The 25,576-nt window shown below is 62.3% G+C and carries 20 protein-coding genes and 1 tRNA gene; 14 read left to right on the forward strand and 7 right to left on the reverse strand.

Going from position 1 to position 25,576, the window contains the following annotated elements:
- The first annotated feature begins 25 nt into the window (after positions 1–25).
- Positions 26–412, forward strand: coding sequence for a DUF2147 domain-containing protein (locus tag BLV27_RS15765; protein WP_092647468.1), 387 nt, complete (start codon positions 26–28; stop codon positions 410–412).
- Positions 413–615: 203 nt separating this feature from the next.
- Complete coding sequence (locus tag BLV27_RS19595; protein ID WP_092647469.1) at positions 616–1,254, forward strand: hypothetical protein; 639 nt, start codon at positions 616–618, stop codon at positions 1,252–1,254.
- Between the two features lie 24 nt (positions 1,255–1,278).
- On the opposite strand, the gene hisH is transcribed toward BLV27_RS19595, so the two are convergent.
- Complete coding sequence (gene hisH / locus BLV27_RS15775) at positions 1,279–1,917, reverse strand: imidazole glycerol phosphate synthase subunit HisH (RefSeq protein ID WP_092647470.1); 639 nt, start codon at positions 1,915–1,917, stop codon at positions 1,279–1,281.
- A gap of 4 nt (positions 1,918–1,921) precedes the next feature.
- Positions 1,922–2,509, reverse strand: a complete 588-nt coding sequence (hisB, locus tag BLV27_RS15780; protein ID WP_092647471.1) for an imidazoleglycerol-phosphate dehydratase HisB — start codon at positions 2,507–2,509, stop codon at positions 1,922–1,924.
- Between the two features lie 223 nt (positions 2,510–2,732).
- On the opposite strand from hisB, the gene BLV27_RS15785 reads away from it, so the two are divergent.
- Both BLV27_RS15785 and BLV27_RS15790 read left to right on the forward strand, forming a co-directional pair.
- On the forward strand, positions 2,733–5,285 hold the full coding sequence (locus tag BLV27_RS15785; protein ID WP_092647472.1) for a calcium-binding protein: 2,553 nt from the start codon (positions 2,733–2,735) through the stop codon (positions 5,283–5,285).
- A gap of 83 nt (positions 5,286–5,368) precedes the next feature.
- Positions 5,369–5,938, forward strand: a complete 570-nt coding sequence (locus BLV27_RS15790; protein ID WP_092647473.1) for a Hint domain-containing protein — start codon at positions 5,369–5,371, stop codon at positions 5,936–5,938.
- A gap of 145 nt (positions 5,939–6,083) precedes the next feature.
- On the opposite strand, the gene BLV27_RS15795 is transcribed toward BLV27_RS15790, so the two are convergent.
- The 4 genes from BLV27_RS15795 to BLV27_RS15810 form a co-directional block, all read right to left on the reverse strand.
- Positions 6,084–6,158: transfer RNA gene (locus BLV27_RS15795), tRNA-Gly, on the reverse strand.
- Positions 6,159–6,305: 147 nt separating this feature from the next.
- Positions 6,306–7,043 (reverse strand): hypothetical protein, encoded by a 738-nt coding sequence (locus BLV27_RS15800; protein ID WP_092647474.1) that lies wholly within the window; start codon positions 7,041–7,043, stop codon positions 6,306–6,308.
- 159 nt (positions 7,044–7,202) lie between these two features.
- Entirely contained in the window at positions 7,203–10,643 is a 3,441-nt protein-coding gene (locus BLV27_RS15805) for a pyruvate carboxylase (protein ID WP_092647475.1), read from the reverse strand.
- Between the two features lie 99 nt (positions 10,644–10,742).
- Positions 10,743–11,426, reverse strand: coding sequence for a ZIP family metal transporter (locus BLV27_RS15810; protein WP_092647476.1), 684 nt, complete (start codon positions 11,424–11,426; stop codon positions 10,743–10,745).
- Between the two features lie 95 nt (positions 11,427–11,521).
- Between BLV27_RS15810 and BLV27_RS15815 the strand changes: the two genes are divergently transcribed.
- Positions 11,522–13,951: an ATP-dependent helicase gene (locus tag BLV27_RS15815; RefSeq protein ID WP_092647477.1), complete on the forward strand. Its 2,430-nt coding sequence runs from the start codon at positions 11,522–11,524 to the stop codon at positions 13,949–13,951.
- A 414-nt stretch (positions 13,952–14,365) separates the two neighbouring features.
- Here BLV27_RS15815 and BLV27_RS15820 read toward each other — a convergent pair whose 3' ends face one another.
- A complete protein-coding gene (locus BLV27_RS15820) occupies positions 14,366–14,587 on the reverse strand; it encodes a DUF1127 domain-containing protein (RefSeq protein ID WP_092647499.1) in 222 nt (73 codons plus the stop codon).
- A 221-nt stretch (positions 14,588–14,808) separates the two neighbouring features.
- On the opposite strand from BLV27_RS15820, the gene BLV27_RS15825 reads away from it, so the two are divergent.
- The 9 genes from BLV27_RS15825 (at position 14,809) to mraY (ending at position 25,573) form a co-directional block, all read left to right on the forward strand.
- Positions 14,809–15,999 (forward strand): MFS transporter, encoded by a 1,191-nt coding sequence (locus tag BLV27_RS15825; protein ID WP_092647478.1) that lies wholly within the window; start codon positions 14,809–14,811, stop codon positions 15,997–15,999.
- Positions 16,000–16,021: 22 nt separating this feature from the next.
- Positions 16,022–17,098 carry an Mrp/NBP35 family ATP-binding protein gene (locus BLV27_RS15830; protein WP_092647479.1) on the forward strand — a complete coding sequence of 359 codons (1,077 nt, stop codon included), beginning with the start codon at positions 16,022–16,024 and terminating at the stop codon, positions 17,096–17,098.
- A 746-nt stretch (positions 17,099–17,844) separates the two neighbouring features.
- On the forward strand, positions 17,845–18,351 hold the full coding sequence (locus BLV27_RS15835; protein WP_092647480.1) for a division/cell wall cluster transcriptional repressor MraZ: 507 nt from the start codon (positions 17,845–17,847) through the stop codon (positions 18,349–18,351).
- A gap of 3 nt (positions 18,352–18,354) precedes the next feature.
- Complete coding sequence (gene rsmH, locus BLV27_RS15840) at positions 18,355–19,329, forward strand: 16S rRNA (cytosine(1402)-N(4))-methyltransferase RsmH (RefSeq protein WP_092647481.1); 975 nt, start codon at positions 18,355–18,357, stop codon at positions 19,327–19,329.
- 8 nt (positions 19,330–19,337) lie between these two features.
- On the forward strand, positions 19,338–19,772 hold the full coding sequence (ftsL, locus tag BLV27_RS19600) for a cell division protein FtsL (RefSeq protein WP_211605530.1): 435 nt from the start codon (positions 19,338–19,340) through the stop codon (positions 19,770–19,772).
- On the forward strand, positions 19,769–21,568 hold the full coding sequence (locus BLV27_RS15850; RefSeq protein WP_092647482.1) for a peptidoglycan D,D-transpeptidase FtsI family protein: 1,800 nt from the start codon (positions 19,769–19,771) through the stop codon (positions 21,566–21,568). The genes ftsL and BLV27_RS15850 overlap by 4 nt, the downstream gene beginning before the upstream one ends.
- A 60-nt stretch (positions 21,569–21,628) precedes the next feature.
- Complete coding sequence (locus BLV27_RS15855) at positions 21,629–23,083, forward strand: UDP-N-acetylmuramoyl-L-alanyl-D-glutamate--2,6-diaminopimelate ligase (protein ID WP_092647483.1); 1,455 nt, start codon at positions 21,629–21,631, stop codon at positions 23,081–23,083.
- Positions 23,080–24,483 carry a UDP-N-acetylmuramoyl-tripeptide--D-alanyl-D-alanine ligase gene (locus BLV27_RS15860; protein ID WP_092647484.1) on the forward strand — a complete coding sequence of 468 codons (1,404 nt, stop codon included), beginning with the start codon at positions 23,080–23,082 and terminating at the stop codon, positions 24,481–24,483. Before BLV27_RS15855 ends, BLV27_RS15860 begins: the two co-directional genes overlap by 4 nt.
- Positions 24,484–24,490: 7 nt before the next feature.
- Positions 24,491–25,573: a phospho-N-acetylmuramoyl-pentapeptide-transferase gene (gene mraY, locus BLV27_RS15865; protein WP_092647485.1), complete on the forward strand. Its 1,083-nt coding sequence runs from the start codon at positions 24,491–24,493 to the stop codon at positions 25,571–25,573.
- Positions 25,574–25,576: the final 3 nt, after the last annotated feature.

A 25,576-nucleotide genomic window follows, 5' to 3' on the forward strand; every position in this document is an offset into this window, starting at 1 on the left:
AGTCCAGTCTTTGGGAGGACATCACATGAAACGCTTTTTCTTCACCCTCGTTGCCAGCCTTGGCTTGGCGACCATGGCATCCGCCGACCCGATCGAGGGTATCTGGCAGACCGAAGTCGACGACGGCGCGTATGCGCACGTCACCATCGCGCCCTGCGGCAGCAACTATTGCGGCACCATCAGCAAGACTTTCAACGCGACGGGCGAATACCAGTCGCCGAATCTCGGCAAGCAGATTGTGCGCAACATGGCCCTGCAGGGGGGCGGCGGCTACGAAGGGCAGGTCTGGCGACCGTCGAACGACAAAATCTACTTGGGCAAGGTCGCCTTGACCGGAGACCAGATGGCGTTGCGCGGCTGCATCGTTGGTGGGCTGATCTGCGCGCGCCAGACATGGGTCAAGATTCGGTGACGATCCGATCGGGTCGGGGTGCATGGTATGTCGTTGCGATATCACCAGCGCATCCCGAACGATCCCTGTCAGAAACATGGCCAAAAATGCCCCGATATTGCCGCGCCACGCCCCGGTTTGGTCTGACCTCCACCATCTGACACTGACATGGTCATAATTCAGAGCAATTACTCAAATTCCATTTTTGTCCGTCAGAGGATCAAATGCCAGATAGCTTTCCGTTCTCGCCCGTCGCCCGCATTTCGACCACTATTAAGAACTTCGCCACCGACGAATGTGGGGCCGTAACGGTCGATATGATGCCGATCATGATGTTCGCGGTCAGCCTTGGTGTGGTCGTCACCGGTGAAATCGCGGATGGAGTGAAAGGGCAGAGCGAGGGCATCGCCATGACGCTGGCGTACGGGTTCAATACGGATTCCGGCGGCCGAGAAATTTTCGGGGCGCTGGAAGGTTGGGGCTATTCCGGCGAGCAGGTGGCGTCAGCCGACCAAACGGGCACGACGGGTGATGCGGACTCGGGCGAGGCGACAAGCTCTGCCCCCGGCAACCCCGGAAATGGCAAAGATGTTGGAAACGCAGGTGAAAACCCGAACGGCTCCGGCGGCTGGGGCAGTGGCTCCAATGGTCGCAGCGACGGTGACGCCGGTAGCGGATCCGGCTCTAACGGTGGGTCGTCGGGGAGTGGTGGCTCGGGTGGGTCGGGCAGCTCGGACGGTTCCTCACCCGGGAATCCCGGAAACGGCGAAGCCGTCGGAAATGCCGGTGAAAACCCGAACGGCTCCGGCGGCTGGGGTGGCGGCTCCAAGGGCCGCAGCGATGGCGACACAGGCCAAGGATAACGCGGGAACGCCTGCCTGACCGCGTTAGGGCTTCCATCTCAGGAAGTTGGCGATCAGGCCTAGGCCCGTGGCCTGGCTTTTTTCAGGATGAAACTGCGTTCCTACAACGTTATCGCGCGCCACGATCGCCGTGACATCGCCGCCATAATCGACATGCGCCAGCCGGTCAGCCGGGTCGTCCATAACCATCTGGTAGGAATGCACGAAGTAGGCGTGATCTCCCGTCTTTAATCCGCCAAGAACGGGGTGCGCGCCGGTAAGGACCAAGTCATTCCAGCCCATGTGTGGCACTTTCAATCCGGGGTCCGAGGGGACGATCCGCTCGATCGCTCCGCCGATAAGTCCGAAGCCGGGAACGTCTTCGTATTCGCGGCCAACCGTGGCCAGCATTTGCATGCCGACGCAGATACCTAGGAATGGCAGGCCGCGCGGGCCCACCGCTTCCAACACGGCGTCCTCCAACCCGTCAAACCCCTGCAACCCGCGGCGACAGGCCGGGAAGGCCCCATCGCCGGGCAGCACCACGCGATCGGCGCGGGCCACGTCGTCCGGCCGCTGGGAGACGAGTATTTCGCCGGAGTCGGTCTCGCGCGCCATCCGCTCGAACGCCTTGGCAGCGGAGTGGAGATTGCCGCTATCGTAGTCGACCAATACTGTAAGCATGGGCTTACAGTGATCCCTTGGTCGACGGAATTTCGTCGGCCTTGCGCGGGTCGGTCTCCAACGCATCGCGCAGGGCGCGGGCGAAGGCCTTGAACGCCGCTTCCGTGATGTGGTGCGAATTGATCCCGCGTAGCCCGTCCATGTGCAGTGTAATTCCCCCATGTGTCGAAATCGCCTGGAAGAATTCGCGCACCAGTTCTGTGTCGAACGTCTTGACCTGGGGGGCGGTCATCGGGACCTCCCAAGCCAGATACGGGCGTCCGGAAAGATCCAGTGCGGCTCGAACCAGCGCATCGTCCATCGCCAGGTGGCATGAGCCATACCGCCGGATGCCGCGCTTGTCGCCCATGGCATCGGTCAGGGCCTGGCCCAGCGCGATACCCACGTCTTCGACAGTGTGGTGGTCATCGACGTGCAGGTCACCATCACAGCGCACGTTCAGGTCGATCAGCGCGTGACGAGCCAATTGATCCAGCATGTGATCAAAGAACCCGACCCCTGTATGGTTGTCGTAGGTGCCGGTCCCGTCGAGGGCTAGCTTTACCGTGACATTGGTCTCGGCGGTCTTGCGGGTGATGGTGGCTTTGCGCATCGATGCTGGTCCCGGGGTCTGACGTGTTCCGCCCCCCCTTAGCCCGAAGCGTCGCACCGGGGAAGGGCATCGGAATACGTGACGCAAAGGGATGGCATCGCAGCAGGTGCTTTCCAGTCGTGATGGAATTGTCACGTCGGGTCACAATCGGGCCAAGTCGGCTGTCAAACTAAAGTTAAGCAGTACGTGGGAGAAACCCGCGACAGCTGCGGCGAGTAGTTAAATGGCAGTTTATAACGTATCTTTATACGCGACAGATCCGCGTGACGTCCTGTCACGCAGAGATGGGGATTTTTCGGAGTGGACCGGTGCGGGTGCCACGTCCGGCAGTGCCACAATCACCGACAACGGAGCGTCCAACGAGAATCTTTTCCTGACGGATGGAAATCGCGACGAAACAGCGACGGCAGACGTTTCAGTCGGCGGCTACAGCGCGACCGGTGTCTCGGTTGAGGCCGAGCAATACTGGCTTCTTCGCGATATCATTAGCGGTGAGACGATCACGGTCGTTCGTTTCAATGTCGACGGCGGCGCACAGCAATACACCTTGGGGTCCCAACCGCTGGTTCAGGGCCGAACCTACGAGACTCTTGACCACGACAACTCCCCGCAGACGTCGCAGGGCACCGGTTTCGACTACGCCGATTTCAACGATGGTACTGTTCTGGGTACTGGCGGCGATGACGTTATCGACAGGGACTACACGGGCGATCCGAATGGTGACAAGGTCGACAACAACGACCTGATGACCAGCCAGTCCAGCCAGCAGACGTTCTCATGGTCGAATTACGCCGACAATCAAAACCTCGCAGCCGACGCGAGCCACACCGCCGGAGGCGTGCAGGTCACCGTGTCGTCCAGTCTTCCGGCTGGATCGACGTTCACGGCTGATACCAACGGTGATTTCTATGCTCCTCCGGACAGTGGCATCTCGGAGACGTCCGCCGGCCGGTTCTTCGCAAATGGAAACGCCACCGACACGACGCTGACCATTGACTTCGACTCCACCTCGCCGACGGCCTCCACGGAGGTGCACAACGTTCGGTTTATGATCAACGACATCCACGGCGTCGTTAATGCAGGGAACAACTTCCAAGACATCATCACGATCAGGGCCTACGACATCGATGGCAATGAGATAGACGTTCAGATCGATGTCCTTGGCAACGATACGGTTTCAGGGAACACTGTCACCGGCGCGTTGAACGGTGACCATCCGTCAGAGGTCGACGGTGCGGTTCTGGTCATGATCGCTGGCCCGGTCGAGCGGGTGGTCATCAACTATGACAACGGTGGAAATACGCAGCAGGCGGTTTTCATCTCGGATATCGATTACGACGCGATCACGAGTCAGGGCAACGCTGACATCATTGATGCGGGCGCGGGCAACGACAGCGTATTTGCGGGGTCCGACAACGACACGGTGCTCGGTGGCAGCGGTAATGACACCATTGACGGCGGCTCGGGGGCCGACTGGTTGCGCGGGGAAGCCGGAGCAGACAGCCTGCTTGGCGGCAGCGGCAACGACAGCCTGATCGGTGAAACCGGCGCGGATACGCTGGACGGTGGAGTCGGCAACGACCTCCTCAGCGGGGGCGCTGGCAACGACATCCTGATCGGCGCAATTGGTAACGATACACTTTTGGGCGATGACGGGGCAGACAGCCTGACCTTCACCGGCTCTGACGGCGTGCTGGACGGGGGCACCGGCGACGACACTATCCGGGCGGAAGGGGCATCCAACCTCGTCACGGGGGGCGATGGGGCCGATCTCATTTCAGGTGGCGCGGGCACCGAAACGGTGGATGGCGGTGCGGGCAATGACACGATCCTGTCGTCCGGCAACGCCGATTTCCTGTCGGGTGGAGATGGGGCCGACCTGTTCGACATGGTCGACGGTTTGGGCTCCGACACGCTAGAGGGTGGCGAGGGTGGAACCGATTTCGATGTCGTGGATTTCGCGGACCTGTCGAACGCGGTCAACGCCACCTTCTCGGGGCCTGAAGCGGGCAGTGCGACCGGCGGCGCTGACACCTTGTCGTTCGATCAGATCGAGCAGTTCATACTGACGGATTTCGATGATTCCGTGATCGGCGGCGCAGGATCCGAGAACATCCTCGCCGGTGCTGGAAACGACAGCGTGTTTGGCGGGGCCGGGAGCGACTCGGTTGATGGTGGGGCTGGCGATGACACGATTGACGGCGGAGACGGTGCCGATCAACTTTCGGGCGGAGCCGACGCCGATACTTTTGTCGTTACGAGCACTTGGGGTAATGATACCATTAACGGTGGCGAAGGCGGAAACGATGTCGATGTCATCGACCTGTCGGGCCTCAGCGGGCCGGTTACCGTCACCTACTCCGGCGACGAAGCCGGGACGATTACCGACGGCACCAGCACGATTACTTTCTCGAATGTCGAACGCCTGATTCTGACCGAATTTGACGATGTTGTGGATGCGACCCTGGATGGGGTTGGAACCAACATCCAAGGCGGCGGCGGAGCTGACAGCGTCCTTGGCGGATCGGGCAGCGATACATTCGACGGCGGTGCCGGCAACGACACTCTGACCGGCGGGAGCGGGTCAGATATCATGGTTGGCGGAGCGGGTGATGACTCCCTGCTTGTAGCGAGCGGTGACACCGCGACCGGCAATGAGGGGGCGACGACACATTCGTCGTGGACCCGACCAACACAGCAGGCGGTACCATTACCCTCATCGGAGGTGAGGGCGATGAGACGGCGGGGAACAGCGTCGACTTCAATGGCAACCTGAGCCCCGGAAACATTTCTTTCACCGACCCTGGCCAAGATGGTGAAGCCACGCTGGACGATGGAACGGCAGTCACATTCTCGGAGATGGAGGCTGTCATCTATTTCGCGGGCGGAACGCATATCGCCACGCCGCACGGCCCGCGCATTATTGAGGATCTGTCTGCCGGCGATCTTGTTCTGACCCGGGATGCCGGGCCTCAACTTCTGGAGTGGATCGGGATGCGTCAAGGCCTGGTTGGCCGCAGCATGGCCCCCGTGCTGTTTCAGGCCGGGGCCATCGGGAACAACGCGCCCTTGCGAGTCTCGCCGAACCACCGGATGCTGATACGTGGATGGCGCGCCCAGCTTATGTTCGGCGAGGAGGAGGTACTTGTGCCTGCTAAGGCCTTGGTCAACGGATCGACGATCCGTACCGAACGACCAGGACTGGTGAGCTATTTCCATCTGCTCACTCCAAAGCATGAAGTCTTCTTCGCCGAAGGTGCGGAGGCGGAAACCTTTTTGCCCGGCACCGAGGGCCTTGACGGTATCGACGTCCACGCGCGTACCCGACTGTTCCAGGCAAGACCTGGACTTCGGGCCGATTTGACGGCCTATGGACGATGCGCCCGACCGACGGTGCGCCCCCGCGTGGGGCACCTGCTGGCTGGCTGATGGCCAGCAAGGCCGGGTGCAATCGTGTTTAGTCAGCATTGGATCGACGGGAAGGCCATCAGTCCTGACATGATCTGCAGCCATGCGTCAGTCACACAAAAAAGCCCCCGTTCCCAAGGGAGCGAAGGCTTTTTCTGAACCGAATTGGAGCGGGCGAGGCGATTCGAACGCCCGACCCTAACCTTGGCAAGGTTATGCTCTACCCCTGAGCTACGCCCGCGCCGTTTCGGTAGCGGTGATTTAGGAAAACCACCCGAGGGGCGCAAGCGGAAAAATCATGGAAAGGAAGAAAAGACCCACAACAGTCCCCCTGTGCTTCGAATCAACGTCACGGTCACCAGGACATGTTCGCCCCCGACCGATCAATTTAACCGGTCGTCGTCGGGGCGGTCGTCGTCGGGGCGGTCTTGGTCGTGACGGTGAAGTTGTCGATTGAGATGGATTCGTCGCTTGTGCTCTGGTTAGCGGTCGATCCAAATCCAACATTCACGTTCGTGTTCGGATTGCGCACCGTAATCGCAATGTTGGAGTGGTGGTCGCGCCACTCACTCGATCCGCCAAGGTGGACGTCGTCATCAATCGTCGTCTGGCGGATGATGTAGGCATCCGGGTCAATTCCATCGGCGACTTGGAACGTGGCTTTCCCGAGATTACTGGTGATCCGGCCGATCTCCTGCCCATCAACAAAGATAATACCACTCTCGTTATCGAGGCTATCCATCGCGTAGAGATCGAACTCGAACGTGGCGCTTTCAGTCCCTTCCTCGAACGCGAAGTCGCGTGAGACGGTTGGGGCACCATTCGAGCCACCGATCGGCCCCAGGACGTTGCCGATGCCAGAGACGTTTGCGCTGCTAGTGCCACTCCAGCCTTGCGATCCGTTGTCGAACCCGTCGGAATACGTCATCGCATGGCCGCTGCCGGGGGCCTCGCCCTTCAGTTCGGAATCGACGGTGCCAGCAAGCGACCGCATCCCATTCTGAATGACATCGGTCGAGGCCAGGGTGACGGCGGTCACCGCGGCTGCGAGAATGACGTAATCTACAGTGACAGCGCCATGGCTATCACGAAGAAACTGGCGAAGGTATTCGGCTTTAAGACGCATGACAGGGACTCGGTAAGAAAAAGATGGAACTTTTCTAACGTGTCACTGCGGCCCCCTTGCGCAGATTTCGGGGCGCAAATTGGGCGGTCGGGTCAGCTATTGAGGACAATTCGCCAGACTTCCCAATTACTGTGTCCGCAAAGCCGGTTTTTATACAACTCAGGATAGTACTATCAGCAGGTCTTTCGCGTCGATTTGCGCCCCAGGATTGACATGAACTGCCGCAATCGTCGCATCATGGTCCGCGTGCAACCCGGTTTCCATCTTCATCGCTTCGATGGTCAGCAGCAGGTCGCCTTTCTTCACCTTGGCACCAACCGTGGCGACGACGCTGGCGACAACGCCGGGCATTGGCGCACCGACATGATCGGCATTCCCCATCTCTGCCTTTGGCCGCTTGGCGGTCGCACCCGCGACGCGCCGGTCTGGGACACGGATGTTCCGTGGTTGGCCGTTAAGCTCGAAGAATATACGGACTTCGCCGTCGTCGTTTGTCTCGCCGCGGGCGACCATGCGGATTTCGAGGGTCTTGCCCGGATCGATCTCGGCGTGGGTCTCGTCCCCCGGCTCCATCCCGTAGAAGAACACCGGCGTCGTCAGGGCACGTACAGGGCCATAGGTGGCGTGGCGTTCGGCGTAGTCCGTGAAGACCTTGGGATACATGAGGTAGCCGTTCAGATCCTCGCCGTCGATCTCCTCGTCCAGCTTGGCGGCAAGTTCCTTGCGCACGGCTTCCATGTCTACGGGGGGCAGGTGTTTGCCGGGGCGGTCCGTGAAGGGTTTCTCGCCCATCAGGGCCTTCTTTTGCAGCGCCTTGGGCCAGCCGGCCGGCGGCTGACCAAGGTTGCCCTTGAGCATGTCGATCACCGAGTCCGGAAAACTGACGTCGATTTGCGGGTCTTCGACCTGTGCCGTCGTCAGGCCCTGGGCGACCATCATCAACGCCATGTCGCCCACCACCTTTGACGATGGGGTGACCTTTACGATGTCGCCGAACATCTGGTTCACGTCCGAATACATCTGCGCGACCTCGTGCCAGCGCTCCTCCAGGCCCATGGATCGGGCCTGTGCCTTGAGATTGGTGAACTGACCACCGGGCATTTCGTGCAGGTAAACCTCAGAGGAGGGGGCCTGCATCCCGCTTTCGAACGCCAGATATTGCGCGCGCACGGCTTCCCAGTAGTCGGACATGTGCCGCACGGCGGTCGCATCAAGACCCGGATCGCGCGCGTCCCCCTTGAGCGCGGCAAGGATCGTGCCGAAAGTCGCCTGTGAGGTGTTGCCCGAGAAAGAGTCCATCGCAACGTCTGCGGCATCGACGCCCGCTTCGGTCGCAGCCAGGATCGTCGCGCAGGCAATGCCGGCGGTGTCGTGGGTGTGGAAGTGGACGGGAATGCCGACATCTTCCTTCAGGGCCTTGATCAGGACGCGGGCGGCTGCGGGTTTCAACAGGCCAGCCATGTCTTTCAGGCCCAGCACATGCGCGCCTGCGGCCTCCAACTGCTTGGCCATGTCGACGTAGTACTTCAGGTCGTACTTGGCGCGGTCCGGGTCCAGAATGTCCCCGGTGTAGCACACCGTACCCTCGCAAACGCGCCCGGTGTCGATCACGGCGTCCATCGCCACGCGCATGTTTTCAACCCAGTTAAGGCTGTCGAAGACACGGAAGATGTCCACGCCCGTCTCGGCCGCCTGGGCGACGAAACTCTGCACCACGTTGTCAGGATAGTTGGTGTAGCCCACCCCGTTCGACGCTCGCAGCAGCATCTGGGTGCAGATGTTGGGCATCGCGGCCCGCAACTCCCGCAGGCGCTGCCATGGGCATTCCTGAAGGAAGCGATAGGCCACGTCGAAGGTCGCGCCGCCCCAGCACTCCACACTGAGCAATTCGGGCAAGTTGGTGGAATAGGCCGGAGCAGCACGCACCATGTCGATAGACCGCATCCGCGTTGCAAGCAACGACTGGTGCCCGTCGCGCATCGTCGTGTCGGTCAGCAGAAGGCGGTCGCGCGACAGCATCCAGTCCGCCAAGCCCTTGGGGCCGTCGCGATCCAAGATCTGTTTCGTGCCCTCGGGGGCCTTTTCCAGAAGTGGCGCGGGCCGTTTGGGCAGGCGGATGTCGTCGGCAGGACGGGGGCGCCCCTCGGTCTCGGGGTGCCCGTTGACCGAGATGTCGGCGATGTAAGTCAGGATCTTCGTCGCCCGGTCCCGGCGGGGCTTGAAGTCGAACAGCGCTGGCGTGTCGTCGATGAACTTGGTTGTGTATTCGTTTGACAGGAAGATGGGGTGCTTGAGCAGGTTTTCGACGAAAGCGATGTTGGTGGATACCCCGCGAATACGGAATTCGCGCAGGGCGCGGTCCATACGCTTTATTGCGGCTTCGGGCGTCGGGGCCCAGGTCGTCACTTTGGTCAAAAGGCTGTCGTAGTAGCGCGTTATGACGGCCCCGGAGTAGGCCGTGCCCTCGTCGAGGCGCACACCCATGCCGGTCGCGGCGCGGTAGGTGGTTATGCGGCCGTAGTCGGGGATGAAGTTGTTGGTCGGGTCCTCGGTCGTCACGCGCGTTTGCAGCGCATGACCGTCCAGCTTTACGTCGTACTGGGATGCAACGCCCGTCGCTTCCACCAGCGACTTGCCCTCAGCGATCAGGATCTGTGCGCGCACGATGTCGATGCCGGTAACTTCCTCGGTCACGGTATGCTCGACCTGAACGCGGGGGTTCACCTCGATGAAGTAGAATTCGCCAGAATCCATGTCCATCAGGAACTCGACCGTGCCTGCGCATTCGTAGTTCACATATTCGCAGATCTTCTTGCCGAGTGCGCAGATCTGTTCGCGCTGCGTGCCCGAAAGGTAAGGGGCGGGCGCGCGCTCCACCACTTTCTGATTGCGGCGCTGCACGGAGCAATCGCGTTCATAGAGGTGATAGGTATTGCCTTGGCTGTCGCCCAGGATCTGTACCTCCACGTGGCGTGCGCGCTGGATCATCTTCTCCAGGTAACCTTCGCCGTTGCCAAAGGCGGCCTCTGCCTCACGCCGGCCTTCCAGCACCTTTTCCTCAAGCTCCTTCTCGGAGTAGATCGGCCGCATCCCGCGCCCGCCGCCACCCCAGCTGGCCTTGAGCATCAGCGGATAGCCAACCTCCGCCGCCTGCTTGCGGACAAGCTTCATATCGTCGCCCAGCACCTCTGTCGCCGGAATTACCGGGACACCCGCCTTGATGGCGACTTGGCGGGCGCTGGCCTTATCGCCCAGTTGCCGCATCGTCTCCGCTCTGGGGCCGATAAATTTGATCCCGGCCGCCTCGCAGGCATCTACGAATTCCGGATTTTCAGACAGCAGGCCATAACCGGGGTGGATCGCATCGGCCCCACTGGCCTTGGCCACCCGGATGATTTCATCGATCGACAGATAGGCCGCGACCGGGCCCAGACCTTCACCAATGCGGTAAGCTTCGTCCGCCTTGAACCGGTGCAGGCCCAGCTTGTCCTCCTCGGCATAGACGGCGACTGTTTTCTTTCCCATCTCGTTGGCGGCGCGCATCACGCGGATGGCGATTTCGCCACGGTTGGCGATCAGGATTTTCTGGAAGTCGGCCATGTGGTCCCCCGAAGGCTGTCTGTGACGGTTTGGTAACGCCTTCGCCGCGGCGCGGCAACAGTGGGGAATGGGTATTGTTAGCGTTAACAGTCCGACCGCTCACGTGAGCATCAGGTGCCCTGCCAGCCCCAGGGCAAATCCGGCAACCGCGCCCAACGGCGGCGTCGGGTCGCTTTCCATTCTGTCGGCGGGTGCCACATCCTCGAACACGAGGTACAGCACGCCCCCTGCCGCAAAAACCATCAGCCCGCCGAGCGCCCCGTCAGATTGCGACAGGAAAACATTCCCGGCCATCGCCGCAGCCGGTCCAAGTAGGGCAAGCGCGCAATACAGCGCCATCGTCCGGCGCGGAGCATTTGGCGGGTTTTCGCGCCATGCGTTAAAGCCTTCGGGCAGATTTTGAAGGCCGATCAGAGCCGCAAGAAGGAATGCGCTGTTCTCGCCAGTTGCCAGCAGGGCACCAAGTGCTGCGGCCTCGGGTATGAAATCAGTCAGCATCGCCAACATCTGACCGTGCTGGCCGCTGATGCGCTTCACCGAGGCATCGATCCAACGGAACACCGCACCGCCGGCCAGGAAGAGGACGACGGCCAGCGCGTCCGGTATGCGTGCCGCGCCATCTGGCACCAGAACCAGCGCAACCGCCGACACGAGTGTGCCACCCCCGAAAGCGACCACCGCGTGGGGAACGCGTTCGTCGAATTGGTCCCGTCGCCAGGCAATCCACGCGCCCAGCGGGATCATCGCCCCGGCGAGCAGCGAAAGGAGAAGCGCCTGTTGCATGAAACCGGCATAGCGGGGCCGGTCGTTTGCGCCAATGGGGAACGCAACGTGAACGCGGGCTTCCCCTTTTGGTAAGGGGGCTCTATCTGTCTCGCATGAACGATTTCGACGACTCAGACGCCTTCGAGGCGGCATCCCTGTCCTCGCGCGCGATGGCCGCACGGCCCGCGCCGTACCTCGACGGGTTGAACGCGGCGCAAATGCAGGCGGTTAACACCTTGGATGGCCCCGTTTTGATGCTGGCGGGTGCGGGAACGGGCAAGACCCGCGCACTCACTGCGCGGATCGCGCACCTGATGGCGCAGGGTAAGGCGCGCCCCAACGAGATTCTGGCCGTGACCTTCACTAACAAGGCCGCCCGCGAGATGCGCAACCGTGTCGGTTCCATGATGGGTGAGGTTGCGGAGGGAATGCCCTGGCTGGGCACCTTTCACTCGGTCTGCGTAAAGCTATTGCGGCGCCACGCCGAATTGGTGGGGCGTACGGTGTCCGATCCGTTACTGGAGTCGGGCACGCGCGATCTGCACCTGAAATCGAATTTCACCATTCTCGATACGGACGATCAGATTCGCCTGCTCAAGCAACTGATTGTCGCCGCCGAAATCGACGAGAAGAAATGGCCGCCGCGGATGCTGGCCGGGATCATCGATCATTGGAAGAATCGCGCGTGGACGCCCGAAAAGGTGCCCGCTTCCGAAGCGCAGGCTTTCAACGGCAAGGGCGTGGCCCTCTACCGCGAATACCAGGACCGCTTGCTGACGCTGAACGCGGTCGATTTCGGCGACCTGTTGCTGCACGTCATCGGAATATTTCAGACGCATGATGACGTACTGGAAAAGTATCGCCGCTGGTTCCGGTATATCCTGGTGGATGAGTATCAGGACACCAACGTCGCGCAGTACATGTGGTTGCGCCTGCTGGCGGGAGGTCACCGCAACATCTGCTGCGTAGGTGACGACGATCAATCGATCTACGGTTGGCGCGGGGCCGAGGTTGGGAACATCCTGCGCTTCGAGAAGGACTTCGAGGGGGCCGAGATCATCCGGTTGGAGCAGAATTACCGCTCCACTCCCCACATCCTCGCCGCGGCCTCTGCTGTCATTGCAGGCAACAAGGGCCGGCTGGGCAAGACGCTCTGGACGCAGGAGGAAGAGGGCGAGAAAGTCCGTCTGATTGGCCATTGGGACGGCGACGAGGAAGCGCGCTGGATCGGGGAAGAGGCCGAAAGCCTGCAACGTGGGACGCGCGGTCTGGACCCGTTCTCACTGGATGACATGGCAATTCTGCTGCGCGCGTCGCACCAGATGCGCGCCTTCGAGGACCGTTTCCTGACCATCGGTCTGCCCTATCGGGTCATCGGTGGACCGCGCTTCTACGAGCGTCTCGAAATCCGTGATGCAATGGCCTATTTCCGGATGACCGTCAGCCCGGATGACGATCTGGCATTCGAGCGGATCGTGAACACGCCCAAGCGGGGCCTAGGCGAAAAGGCGCAGCAGACCATCCAGCGCATGGCCCGTTCCAACGGCGTGTCCCTGCTGGAGGGGGCGAAGCTTTGCGTGCGGACCAAAACCATCGGCGGCAAGGGGGGCGCGGCCCTGAAGGAGCTGTGCGACGGCTTCGACCGCTGGCGTGAGCAATTGCTGGACGGGCGCGATCACATCCACCTGGCCGAGGAAATCCTGGACGAGTCGGGCTACACAACATTTTGGCAGAACGAAAAGACGCCGGAAGCGCCGGGTCGGCTGGAAAACCTAAAGGAATTGGTCAAGGCGCTGGAAGGGTTCGAGAACCTTCAGGGCTTTCTCGAACACGTCTCGCTCATCATGGATAACGAGACGACTCAGGATGAACCCATGATCACCCTGATGACCCTGCATGGGGCCAAGGGGCTGGAGTTTCCGGTCGTGTTCCTGCCGGGATGGGAAGACGGGCTCTTTCCCTCGCAGCGCTCAATGGACGAGTCGGGCCTCAAGGGGTTGGAGGAAGAACGTCGCTTGGCCTACGTCGGCATCACGCGTGCGGAGCGGATTTGCACCATAAGCTTCGCCGCCAACCGCCGCGTCTATGGCCAATGGCAATCGGCGCTGCCCAGCCGATTCATCGACGAATTGCCCGAAGCGCACGTTGAGATTCTGACGCCGCCCGGCTTGTACGGTGGTGGTTTCGGCGCGACTGGCATGGCCGCCGCGCAAAACGATGCGATGTCGGGCGGAGTGGAAAGCAACCTGCAGGAGAAGGCGGCCAAGGCCGACGTTTATAATTCCCCCGGTTGGCGGCGCCTGCAATCCAGAAACGCGCGCCCCATGATGCAGCCATCGGAAAGCCGGAACCTGACCATAGACGCCACGGCCGTTTCGGCCTTTGCCGTGGGCGACCGCGTGTTTCACAACAAATTCGGTTACGGACATGTTCAGGCAATCGAAGGCGACAAGCTGGACGTCGCTTTCGAAAAGGCGGGCACGAAGAAGATAGTCGGAAGGTTTCTTGTGCCGGCGGCACAGGCTGGCGACGTCCCGTTCTGACCCAACACGTACAAGATCCACGGAAATGAAAAAGCCGCGATGCCCAAGGGAGGAGGGGCATCGCGGCTTCTTGCTGTTGGTGCGGTCCGAGGGAGGTCGGATCGCACCGGTTCGACGTCCGGGCCTAAAGGGAGGAGGTGGCCCGTGGTCGAATTCTGTTACCGAACATGCGCGGGGCACAGTTGGTTCCCAAATTTCTTATGAAGGTTCCGACGGTGCCCTAAAGGGAGGAGGAGAGCACCGTCGGTTCCTTCGAAACGCCTGTTCCCCAAGGGAGGAGGAGAGGTCCAGGCGCGGTCCCGACCCAAGGGAGGAAGGGTCGGTAGAGTTGCGACAGCGGATCAAGGGAGGAGGAGATCGCCGTCGCGCATCCCACTGCCGCCTAAAGGGAGGAGGCGGCGACAGAGGGTGTTCTTATTTGCCGTAAGCCGCTTCGTACGCGACGCTGTGGATCATCGAACGGCTCAGGCCCAGATCGGCCAGGTCGCGGTTGGAAAGGGCGGCCAATTCGTTCATCGTGCGGCGATACACGCGCCACTTGGCGTAATCCGCTCGCGCCGCGTCGATGCGGGCGACCAGACGGTCACGAAGAGTGCTGGTGAAGGTGGCCGAATTGCCGTAAAAAGTGCTAGCCATGATCGTTTCCTCTTGGATGAGGCGCTTTTTGCCTCGATTGCGTCCCGGCCCCATTGCCGGTCAGCCTGTGTTTCGTTGATTAGAAGATGGCGCTAACGCTGCATATGCACAATCCCCGGATGGCTCAATGCCGCTATGCAGCATTTGCATGGCGGACGTAGCGTCTCGTGGCTTGTTTTTTTTCAGGTCACTCCAAGTGGCTCTCCGGGAGGTGCCCTGACATGAGCGCGTTGAGCCACACGGGTTTCCGGGCCTATTTCTTTGCCGCCGTGCCTTTGGTTCAGGCGCTCTGGGCGCAGCGGGTCACGATCGGCTGGCTGGCCTGGGATGTATCGGGGTCGCCGGCCTTTGTGGGGCTGGTGGCAGCACTCGGCCTTGCGCCCTCGATCCTGGCGGGTCCGGTATTCGGGGTTCTGGTTGACCGGGCCGATATTCGGACCGCGTTGCGCCTTACCTCGGGTTCGATGTGTCTTCTGCTGGTGATTGCGGCACTCGTTGCCGGCGGGCCGGGTCTTGGCAAGACAGGGTTGGTGATCCTGGCGCTGGCCATCGGGCTGATCACCGCGGCGCACCACCCTGTGCGCATGTCACTTGGTCCGCGCCTCGTGCCGCGCCAAGACGTCCGAAACGTGGTTGCACTGTCGGCCCTCAATTTCAACCTGGGGCGGATGATAGGTCCGGTTCTAACCGGGATAGCGATTGCGGCGTTCGGGGTTGTTGCTACGCTTTGGCTCTCGGCGGCACTTTATGTGCCGATGCTGATTGCTGTTCGCTGGATGGACCCGCGCGACCTGCCGCAAGGAAGGCGGGTTTCCATCTTGAACGGGATCGGAGAGGGGCTGGCCTACATCGCTCGCACCCCGGTCGCGCGGCAGGCCTTGGTCCTGACGTTTGCGATTGCCGTCCTGGTGCGCGGATATCTGGAGCTTTTGCCCGTCATGGCCGAAGGCGTCCACGGCCGTGGCGCGGAGGGATTGGGTCTGTTGACGGCAGCCGCCGGTGCGGGCGCATTGTTGGCCGCGGTGGCCAAGACTGCGGGCGCGGGGCAGGGCGGTATCCCCCCGATCACCCGTGTCGTTCTGGTCTGCGGTGTGCTGACGCTGACGGGTCTGGGTATGTCGCAGGGGTGGTGGGCCGCGCTGGTCTGGACGGCAATTGCCGGTTTTGCGTCGACCTTCTGCGGCGTGGGCCTGCAAGCCGCCGTGCAGGAGGACTTGCCGGATGCATTGCGCGGGCGCGTGATGTCGCTGTGGGTGGTTGTCGGGATCGGGGCCGTTGCACTGGGGTCAGGGGCGCTGGGCTGGCTGGCGGCACTCTTTGGATTGATGCCGGTTCTGATCTGGTCAGGCGCGCTTGGTGGCATCGTCGCACTCGTGATGGTCTTGCCTTCGCGAGACTGGGGGGCCACCTAGCGCATAACCGAAAGGACCCGACATGAGCCTCAGCCATGATGAAGTGACCCGCGCCCTGACCACGATTCAGGTGCCCGGCGGCGGCAACCTCGTTTCGGAAGACATGATCCGTGCTCTGATCGTGGATGGGGATGCGGTTCGTTTCGTGATTGAGGTGCCGTCGGTCGAGATCGCCAAGGTCTCTGAGCCGCTGCGCGCCGCCTCAGAAGCCGCCGTTGCCGCGATTCCCGGCGCGGCTCGGGTTCAGGCGGTGCTGACGGCCCCCACTGCCGAGAAGGCACCCCCATCGCTCAAGGTCGGCGGACATCCCAAGCCACAGGACGGACCAATGCGCATTCCCGGCGTGAAGCAGGTGATCGCCATCGCGTCGGGCAAGGGCGGCGTCGGCAAATCTACGGTCAGCTCCAACCTTGCGGTGGCGCTGATGCGGCAGGGTAAGAAGGTGGGCCTGCTGGATGCCGATATTCACGGCCCCAGCCAACCGCGCATGATGGGCGCATCGCAGCGTCCGGCCTCGCCCGATGGCAAGTCGATCATCCCTCTTCGGGCGCACGGAATCACGCTTATGTCGATCGGCCTGATGCTGGCCGAGGACAAGGCCGTCATCTGGCGTGGGCCGATGCTGATGGGCGCGCTGCAACAGATGATGGGGCAGGTGCAGTGGGATCATCACGACGGCGAATTGGATTTCCTGATCGTCGATCTGCCGCCGGGCACGGGTGATGTGCAGCTTACGCTTTGCACAAAGGCGGTCGTGGCCGGGGCAATCGTCGTCTCAACGCCACAGGATGTTGCCCTGCTGGATGCGCGCAAGGCGCTCGACATGTTCGCGACGATGAAGACACCGGTCTTGGGCCTGATCGAGAATATGTCGATGTTCCATTGCCCCGATTGCGGGCACGAGGCACATATTTTCGGTCACGGCGGAGTGGCGCAGGAGGCAAAGCGCCTCGGCTTGCCGTTCCTCGGGGCCTTGCCCATCGACCTGGAGACGCGCCTGGCGGGTGATGGTGGAGTACCGGTTGCATTGGGGGACGGGGCGATGGCCAACGCGTTCGCCGATCTGGCCGGAAAACTTGTCGCAATGTCGCCGGCGTGATTGCCTGAACGGGATTTCATGCCACCGGCGGGACCGCGTGCCACGTGTAGGGTTTATCACCCCGCGCGATTGGCCTTATCGGGGAGCGAATCTTTGGCCGAAAGCGGGGACGTAAAGCTGCGAACCCGATTCGAATAACAAGATATCCGCTGATTCCGTTTGTTTGCTGGTTTCTCCGGTCATTTGGCGCGTCAGATTCGGGCCTGGGGGAAGTTGGTCCCACTCCTCTCCAGGACGTAATGGCTACTTTCTGTGCGGAATCTGCAACGGAAATCTCGGAGAGATGCAATCTCATTTGAAGTGACTTCAGGGCAAAACCTGCCACGTATGGGGATATAGGGCACCATATATTGTGCCAGTATTCGTTATTCACAGGTTTGCCCACAGGCTGTGGATAACATTTATGGGATGAAGTGGCATAAAGGGGCTTCCCTGACCGTTCTTCGCGTGGCATCAACATTACACAGAGCACGGGGAGGAAAGAGACATAGATCTCAGACCCCTAAGAAAATGAGGCAGGTCGAAAACAGGCACCCCCCAAATCGTCTCTGGACGACAGAAGATCCGAAGCGCGCATCGACCAGACATCCCCCCAGGTGACTGCGCGCCGACGACGCCCGACTTGTGTCCGAGCAGGCACAGAATGGGAGCATAGGGCGGATCGGGTTTTGGCAGACACCCGGTCCGTCCTTTTCCGTTTCTAGGGGAGAATCGCGCACAAGGCGTCAAGGTAAGGCAGTCCGGGTTTGGAGCAACGCTTCCGAGGCACAAGCACCCACAAGGTGGACGCGAAGGGCAGAGTTTCGATTCCTGCCGATTTTCGCCGTGTGCTCGACGCCTGTGACCCGGGGCGCGACGGTGGCGTAAATCCCCGCTTGGTCCTGTGCTTCGGCGATCCGCGCTTTCCCTATTTCACCGCCTACACAATCGAGGGCGTGGCCGAGATCGGCGAGATGATCGAGGATATGGACGAAGGTGACCCCCACCGCGAGGCGCTGGAGGATTATTTCTACAGCGACGCGGAAACCGTCGGCATCGACGACAGCGGCCGACTTATCCTGAACGCTGGGTTACGGGCGCGCATTGGTGTCACTGATCAGGCGACGTTCGCAGGCAAGGGCAAGACCTTCCGCATATATTCGCCCGCCGCGCCTGAGCAGGCGACGAGCCGACTGGGCAGCGTTCTGGCCGAATTGCCGGAAAATGTGCCCATCACCTCTCTGCTGCCGAAAAAGCGCCGCACGCCGGAGTGAACCATGCCCACTGAGTCCGCCGCGCCACATGTTCCTGTTCTTCTGACGGCGATTCTGGAAAACGTGGCCCCGGTTCGGGGCGTGTGGTTGGATGGAACCATGGGCGCCGGGGGATACACCCGGGGGTTGCTGGAGGCGGGCGCGGACCGGGTGATCGGTCTGGACCGCGATCCATTGGCTCACCAGATGGCGCGCGATTGGGCAGACGAGCGGGTTACATTGGTGAAGAGCGTTTTCTCGAAGATGGACGAGGTTGGCGAGGCCGTGGATGGCGTCGTTCTCGACCTAGGGGTCAGTTCCATGCAGCTGGATCGCGCGGATCGCGGTTTCAGCTTTATGCGTGACGGCCCACTCGACATGCGTATGGGCGACGAAGGGCCGACCGCTGCCGATCTGGTGAATGAATTGAGCGAGGGGGACCTGGCCGACATCCTTCACCGCTACGGCGAGGAGCGCGCGGCCCGGCGCATTGCGAAATCCATCATCAAACGCCGCGAAGAGGCCCCGTTCGAGACGACACTTGACCTGGCCGAAACGGTCGCGGCCAACCTGCCGCGACAGCGCCCGGGCCAGAGCCATCCCGCGACCCGCAGCTTTCAGGCTATCCGCATCGCGGTGAACGATGAATTTGGTGAGTTGGCCGAGGGTTTGTCCGCCGCCGAACGCACGTTGAAGTCCGGCGGCTGGCTGGCGGTCGTGTCGTTCCATTCGGTCGAGGACCGGGCCGTGAAGCGCTTCCTCACCGACCGGTCCGACAAGGGCGGTGGCGGCAGCCGTTACGCACCCGAACGGGAAGCGCGCACGCCCGCATTCGAAATCAGCCATAAGGCCATCGCCCCGACCGATGCGGAGATCGCGGCCAACCCGCGCGCCCGCTCGGCCCGCCTGCGCCTCGCGCGGCGCACCGATGCCCCGGCGGGGCAGATTGACCGGCGCGCCCTGGGCCTGCCGGCCGCGGTAAAGATTGGGGGCAAGTGATGCGCAGCATGTTCTACGCACTGTCCATTGCGGCTGTCGTCGGCCTGGCTTTCTGGGCTTACGATGAAGGCTATGAGACCCGGCAAACCGAACGTGAGGTTGCCCGCCTGGAACGTGAGATCGGGGCTCGTCACCAGGAACTTTCGATGCTGCGAGCGGAATGGGCCTATCTGAACCGGCCCGATCGACTGCATGAATTGGTGGAAATGAACTTCGAGAGTCTGGGCCTGATCCCGCTGGCCCCCGATCATTTCGCGCTGATCGAACAGGTCGGCTATCCCCGGCCCGCGCCCGAAGTTCCGGTCGTGGCACGGGACCAGCAGGAAGCCCTAGAAGAAAGCATCGGCGACATCATCGTCATGACGCACCGTTTCGGGGCCGACGCCGCGCCACGCCTGATTGCGCCGCCGACACTTGCGGACGACGGGGAGCAGTTGCCATGATTTTCCGCCGCAAAGTCCGCCACATCGCTACCGATCCGTTCCAGCCGGTCAACCCTGCGGTACCGCGTCCGCGTGTGCCCGAAGCGGTCATACCGCGCGAGAACCCCGAGAAGGTCCGGCAACGTTCCGAGCGGCGGCTGAAATTCACGGCAGTCTGCTTCATGTTCGGTTTCGCAGTCATCGGCTTGAAGATGGGTGCGATCTCCGCCACCGAAGCGCGGGAACCGCGGACCGGTGGCCTTGCTGGGGCGGGAATCGTCTCGGCCCGTGCAGACATCACCGACCGTGAGGGTCGCGTGCTTGCAACCAACGTGACGGCGGTGGCGCTTTACGCGCAGCCGCATCTGATGGTTGACCCGCTGGCGGCGGCGGAAGGGCTGGCCAGCATCTTCCCCGACATGAAAGTCGAGACCTGGGCCCGGCGGTTCACTTCAGGCTCCAAGTTTTACTGGCTAAAAGGAAATATCTCGCCCGAGCAACAGCAGGCCGTGCACGATCTGGGGGAGCCGGGCCTGTTGTTCGGCCAACGAGAGATGCGCGTCTATCCCAACGGCCCCCTTGCCAGTCACGTGCTGGGCGGTGCCCGGTACGGTGCACAGGACGTTCGTGCTGCCGAGATAAAGGGAATTGCGGGGGTCGAGGCCGTCTTTGACGACTACCTGAGCGATCCGGCCCGCGAAGGCGCGCCGCTGCGCCTTTCCGTCGACCTGTCGGTGCAAACCGCATTGGAGCGTGTGCTCTATTCCGGCATGAAGCTGATGAACGCCAAGGGTGCCGCCGCAATCTTGATGGATGTCCACACTGGCGAGATCGTGTCGATGGCCTCGATGCCCGACTTCGACCCGAACGACCGACCTGCTGTCTTGACCGCTGGCGACCGTGGCGACGACCCTTTGTTCAATCGCACGGTGCAAGGTGTCTATGAACTGGGTTCGACCTTCAAGATATTTACAGTGGCGCAGTCGCTGGAACTGGGCCTGACAAATGCGGGCACCATGATCGACACGTCCGGTCCCCTGCGGCAGGGGCGCTACCGCATCCGCGACTTCCATGACTACGGCCCCGAGTTGTCGGTGACCGACGTGATTGTGGAATCCTCGAACATCGGCACCGCGCGCATGGCGTTGGCCGTCGGGTCGAAACGGCAACAGGAATTCCTTCGCTCGCTGGGCCTCTTCGACGCAACTGCAGTGGAACTGACTGAAGCTCCGGGCGCGCGACCCATTGTACCGGAGCGTTGGCCCGACATATCGACCATGACGATCAGCTATGGTCACGGTCTGTCCGCCTCGCCGCTGCACCTGGCGACGGCTTATGCCTCGATTCTGAACGGTGGCACGCGGGTCACGCCCACGTTGCTGGCGCAGGATGGCAAGATCGAACCCGGCCCCCGCATCGTAAGCCCCCGTGTTTCGGCCGAGGCGCGCCATATGCTGCGCCAGGTGGTGACCCGTGGAACGGCGTCATTGATGGAGGTCGAGGGATATCAGGTGGGCGGCAAGACCGGCACCGCCGACAAGCCCAGCCCGACGGGTGGATATTACGACGACAAGACGATCACCACGTTCGCGGGCATCTTCCCCGCGCAGGATCCGAAGTACGTGATCGTCGTCACCCTGGACGAACCGGAGATCTTTGCCGCCGGGGAGGACCGCCGGACAGCTGGTTGGACGGCAGTGCCCGTCGCCTCCGAGGTGGTGCGGCGGGTTGCGCCCCTTCTGGGTCTGCGGCCCGATTTTGATCCTGATGTCGACGCCTTCGGTGCATATCTGACACAGGCCAATGCAAGCCGGTAGCCGGTTAAGATGGACGCCAACGGTGGCGCGCGGTAGGTCATCGGGGTCGGGGGACCGTGGATGGGAAAGACACTTTCTGAACTGGGGCTGACGGGGCCAGCCGACGTGGTGATCGGCGGCCTATCGGTCGACAATCGCACGGTGAGGCCCGGTGATCTGTTCGTGGCCTTGCCGGGCGTGGCGACCCATGGTGCACGCTATGCCGCTGATGCATTGGATCGGGGGGCGGTGGCGGTGTTGACCGATCCGGTCGGAGCCGCAATCCTGCCCGAGGGGGCAGTCGCGATTGCGGTCGAGGACCCTCGCGCGGCCTTGGCCTTTGCCGCGGCACTGATGGCCGGCGCACAGCCCGGCGTGATGGTCGCGGTTACGGGCACCAACGGCAAGACCAGCGTCGCCAGCTTTACCCGCCAAATCTGGGAGGCGATGGGCCTGCTTGGTGCCAATATTGGAACCACGGGCGTGGAGGGTGCATTCCACGCGCCGTCATCCCACACCACGCCCGAGCCGATAACCCTTCATCGCCTGTTGGCCGATATGGCAGCGGCGGGTGTGACCCATGCAGCAATGGAGGCTTCCTCCCACGGGTTGGACCAGCGCCGTCTGGAAGCCGTGCGCCTGGCCGCGGCGGGCTTCACGAATTTGACGCAGGATCACCTGGACTACCACGGTACGATGGAGGCCTACCTGGCCGCCAAGGCGGGGCTCTTCGACAGGCTTTTGCCGGGCGACGGTGTCGCGGTCATCAATCTGGACGACCCCGCCGGCCCCGATCTGGCCGCCGGCTGCGAAGGCCGGGGGCAGGAAGTCATCGGCGTGGGCCGCAACGAAGCCGCGCGCATTCGCCTGACCGGTCAGCGCTTCGACGCGACTGGGCAGGAAGTCCTGCTCCACTGGCAGGGGCGCGCGTTTTCGGTTCGCCTCGACCTCATCGGCGGATTTCAGGCGGCCAACGCGCTGCTGGCCGCCGGGTTGGTGATCGGAGCTGGGGAAGACCCGGAGGACACGTTTGCCGCAATGGCAAAACTTGTGGGCGTGCGGGGCCGAATGGAACTGGCGGCAACGCGGGAAGGTGGGGGCGCGGTATTTGTCGATTATGCGCATACGCCGGATGCCATTTCGACCGCGCTGCAGGCGCTGCGGCCACATGTCATGGGCAGGATCGTGGCCATCGTCGGCGCGGGTGGCGATCGGGATACGACCAAGCGACCGCTGATGGGCGCTGCGGCTCATGCACATGCCGATGTGGTGATCGTGACGGACGACAATCCCCGCTCCGAAGACCCGGCCGCAATTCGCGCCGCAGTGATGCAGGGGGTGCCTGAGGCCATCGAGGTGGGCGACCGGGCCGAAGCGATCCTGCAAGGGGCGGCCATGCTTGAACCGGGCGATGCGCTCTTGATCATGGGCAAGGGCCACGAGAGCGGACAGACCGTGGGCGACATGGTTCTGCCGTTCGACGATGTGGAGCAGGCTTCGCTGTCGGTTGCGGCGTTGGAAGGACGGGAAGCATGACGCTCTGGACTGCGGCTGACGCGGCCAAGGCAACCGGTGGGCAGGCGATGGGCGACTGGTCGGTCACCGGCTTTGGCATCGACAGCCGGGCCTTGGAGCCGGGGCAGATGTTCGTGGCGTTGAAAGCCGCGCGCGACGGCCATGACTTCGTGCGTATGGCGCTGGATGCCGGGGCTGGCGCGGCTTTGGTCAGCCGCGTGCCCGAGGGCTGCGAGAACGCGCCGCTGCTGTTGGTGGAGGACGTCCAGCGCGCGTTGGAGGCGTTGGGACGCGCGGGCCGGATGCGGACGCGGGCCAAGGTGATCGCGGTCACGGGCAGCGTTGGCAAGACATCGACCAAGGAGATGCTGCGCCACTGTCTGTCGGCGCAGGGCAGAACCCATGCCGCGATCAAGAGCTATAACAACCATTGGGGTGTGCCTCTGACCTTGGCCGCAATTCCGGCTGAAGCCGATTTCGCGGTGGTCGAGATCGGGATGAACCATCCGGGCGAAATCGCGCCCTTGTCCGCGCAGGCGCAACCGCATGTGGCCGCGGTGATGAACGTGGCCCCCGTACATCTTGAGGCTTTCAATGACGGGCTGCAGGGCATCGCTCGGGAAAAGGCATCGATCTTTACCGGCCTGGTCGCCGGGGGCACCGCGATCTGGAATGCTGATCTGGAGGATTCGGACATTCTGGCCGAACGCGGCACCACCTCATTCGGACGCAGTACCGGAGTGGACTGGCGTCTGACGGAGATCAAGACAGGATCCGACAGCACCACCTGCGCGGCCGAGACGCCGCTGGGCGAAGTGCTGTATCGCGTCGGCGCGCCGGGGGCGCATTTTGCGCTCAACGCGCTTGCCGTTCTTGCTGCCATTCATGCCGCGGGAGGCGACGTGGCGCGTGCCGCCGTGAGCTTGGCCGGCTGGACCCCGCCCGAAGGGCGCGGCAAGCGGCACGCCGTCACGCTGCACCCCGATCAACCGGCCGTCGACCTGATCGACGATGCCTACAATGCCAATCCTGCGTCTGTCGGCGCAGCGCTGGATCTGCTGGCCGCTACCGAGGTTCCGTCGCGTGCGCGGCGCATCGCGATTTTGGGTGACATGAAGGAATTGGGCCCGACCGGCCCCGACCTGCATGCAGGTTTGGCCGACCACCCTGCAATGGCGGCGATCGACATCGTTCATACCGTTGGCCCGCTGATGCGCCACCTGCACGACGTTCTGCCCGCCGATCATCGGGGGACTCATGCGCCCGACAGCGCCAATTTCGTCCTGGCTTTGCGCGATATTGCGCGACCGGGCGATGCGGTGCTGGTGAAAGGATCACTTTCGATGCAAATGACCACGCTAGTCGAGGGCCTTCGTGCCCTTGGCGAGGCACCCAACGGTGCCCGGCCCGAGAAAACATAGGAAAAGCATGCTTTACTGGCTCACCACATTTTCTGACGGCGGCGGTGTCTTCAACCTGTTCAACTACATCACAGTGCGAGCGGGCGGGGCGTTCTTCACCGCGCTGATTTTCGGTTTCATCTTCGGACCCCCGCTCATCAACCTGCTGCGCCGCCGACAGGGCAGGGGGCAGCCAATCCGCGAGGATGGACCGGCGACGCATTTTGCCAAGGCGGGCACGCCGACCATGGGTGGCGTGCTGATCCTTGGGGCGGTCACGGTTGCGACGTTGTTGTTCGGGCGGCTGGATAACCCCTATGTCTGGCTGGTGCTGGGCGTCACCATCAGCTTCGGGGCCATCGGTTTCGTCGACGATTACGCCAAGGTCAGCGCGGGCAATACCAAGGGTGTACCTGGGCGCGTTCGCCTGCTTTTGGGGTTCATCATTGCGGCAATCGCCGGTGCCGTGGCCATCTGGGCACATCCGGCTGAATTGCAGGGCCAACTGGCAATGCCCTTCTTCAAGGACGTGCTGCTGAACCTTGGCTATTTCTATCTACCCTTCGTGATGATCGTGATCGTCGGCTCAGCCAATGCGGTGAACCTGACCGATGGTCTGGATGGGCTGGCGATCATGCCGGTGATGATTGCCGCGGGCACGCTGGGCGTTATCGCATACGCCGTGGGACGCGTCGATTTCACCGACTACCTTGATGTTCATTACGTGCCGGGAACCGGGGAGTTGTTGATTTTCGCCGCCGGCCTGATCGGGGGCGGCCTGGGCTTTCTTTGGTACAACGCGCCGCCCGCGGCGGTCTTCATGGGCGATACCGGGTCACTGGCGCTGGGCGGCGCACTGGGGACGATCGCCGTCGTTACCAAGCACGAGCTGGTCTGGGCCATCATCGGGGGACTGTTCGTGGTGGAGGCCATGTCGGTGATCATTCAGGTTCTGTATTTCAAGTCGACCGGCAAGCGCGTCTTCCTGATGGCACCGATCCATCACCACTTTGAAAAGAAAGGGTGGGCCGAGCCGCAGGTTGTCATCCGCTTCTGGATCATCGCGCTGATCCTTGCGCTGATCGGCCTTGCCACGCTGAAGGTGCGCTAGCCG

The sequence above is a fragment of the Jannaschia faecimaris genome (assembly GCF_900107415.1).
In the GTDB taxonomy this organism is placed as follows: domain Bacteria; phylum Pseudomonadota; class Alphaproteobacteria; order Rhodobacterales; family Rhodobacteraceae; genus Jannaschia; species Jannaschia faecimaris.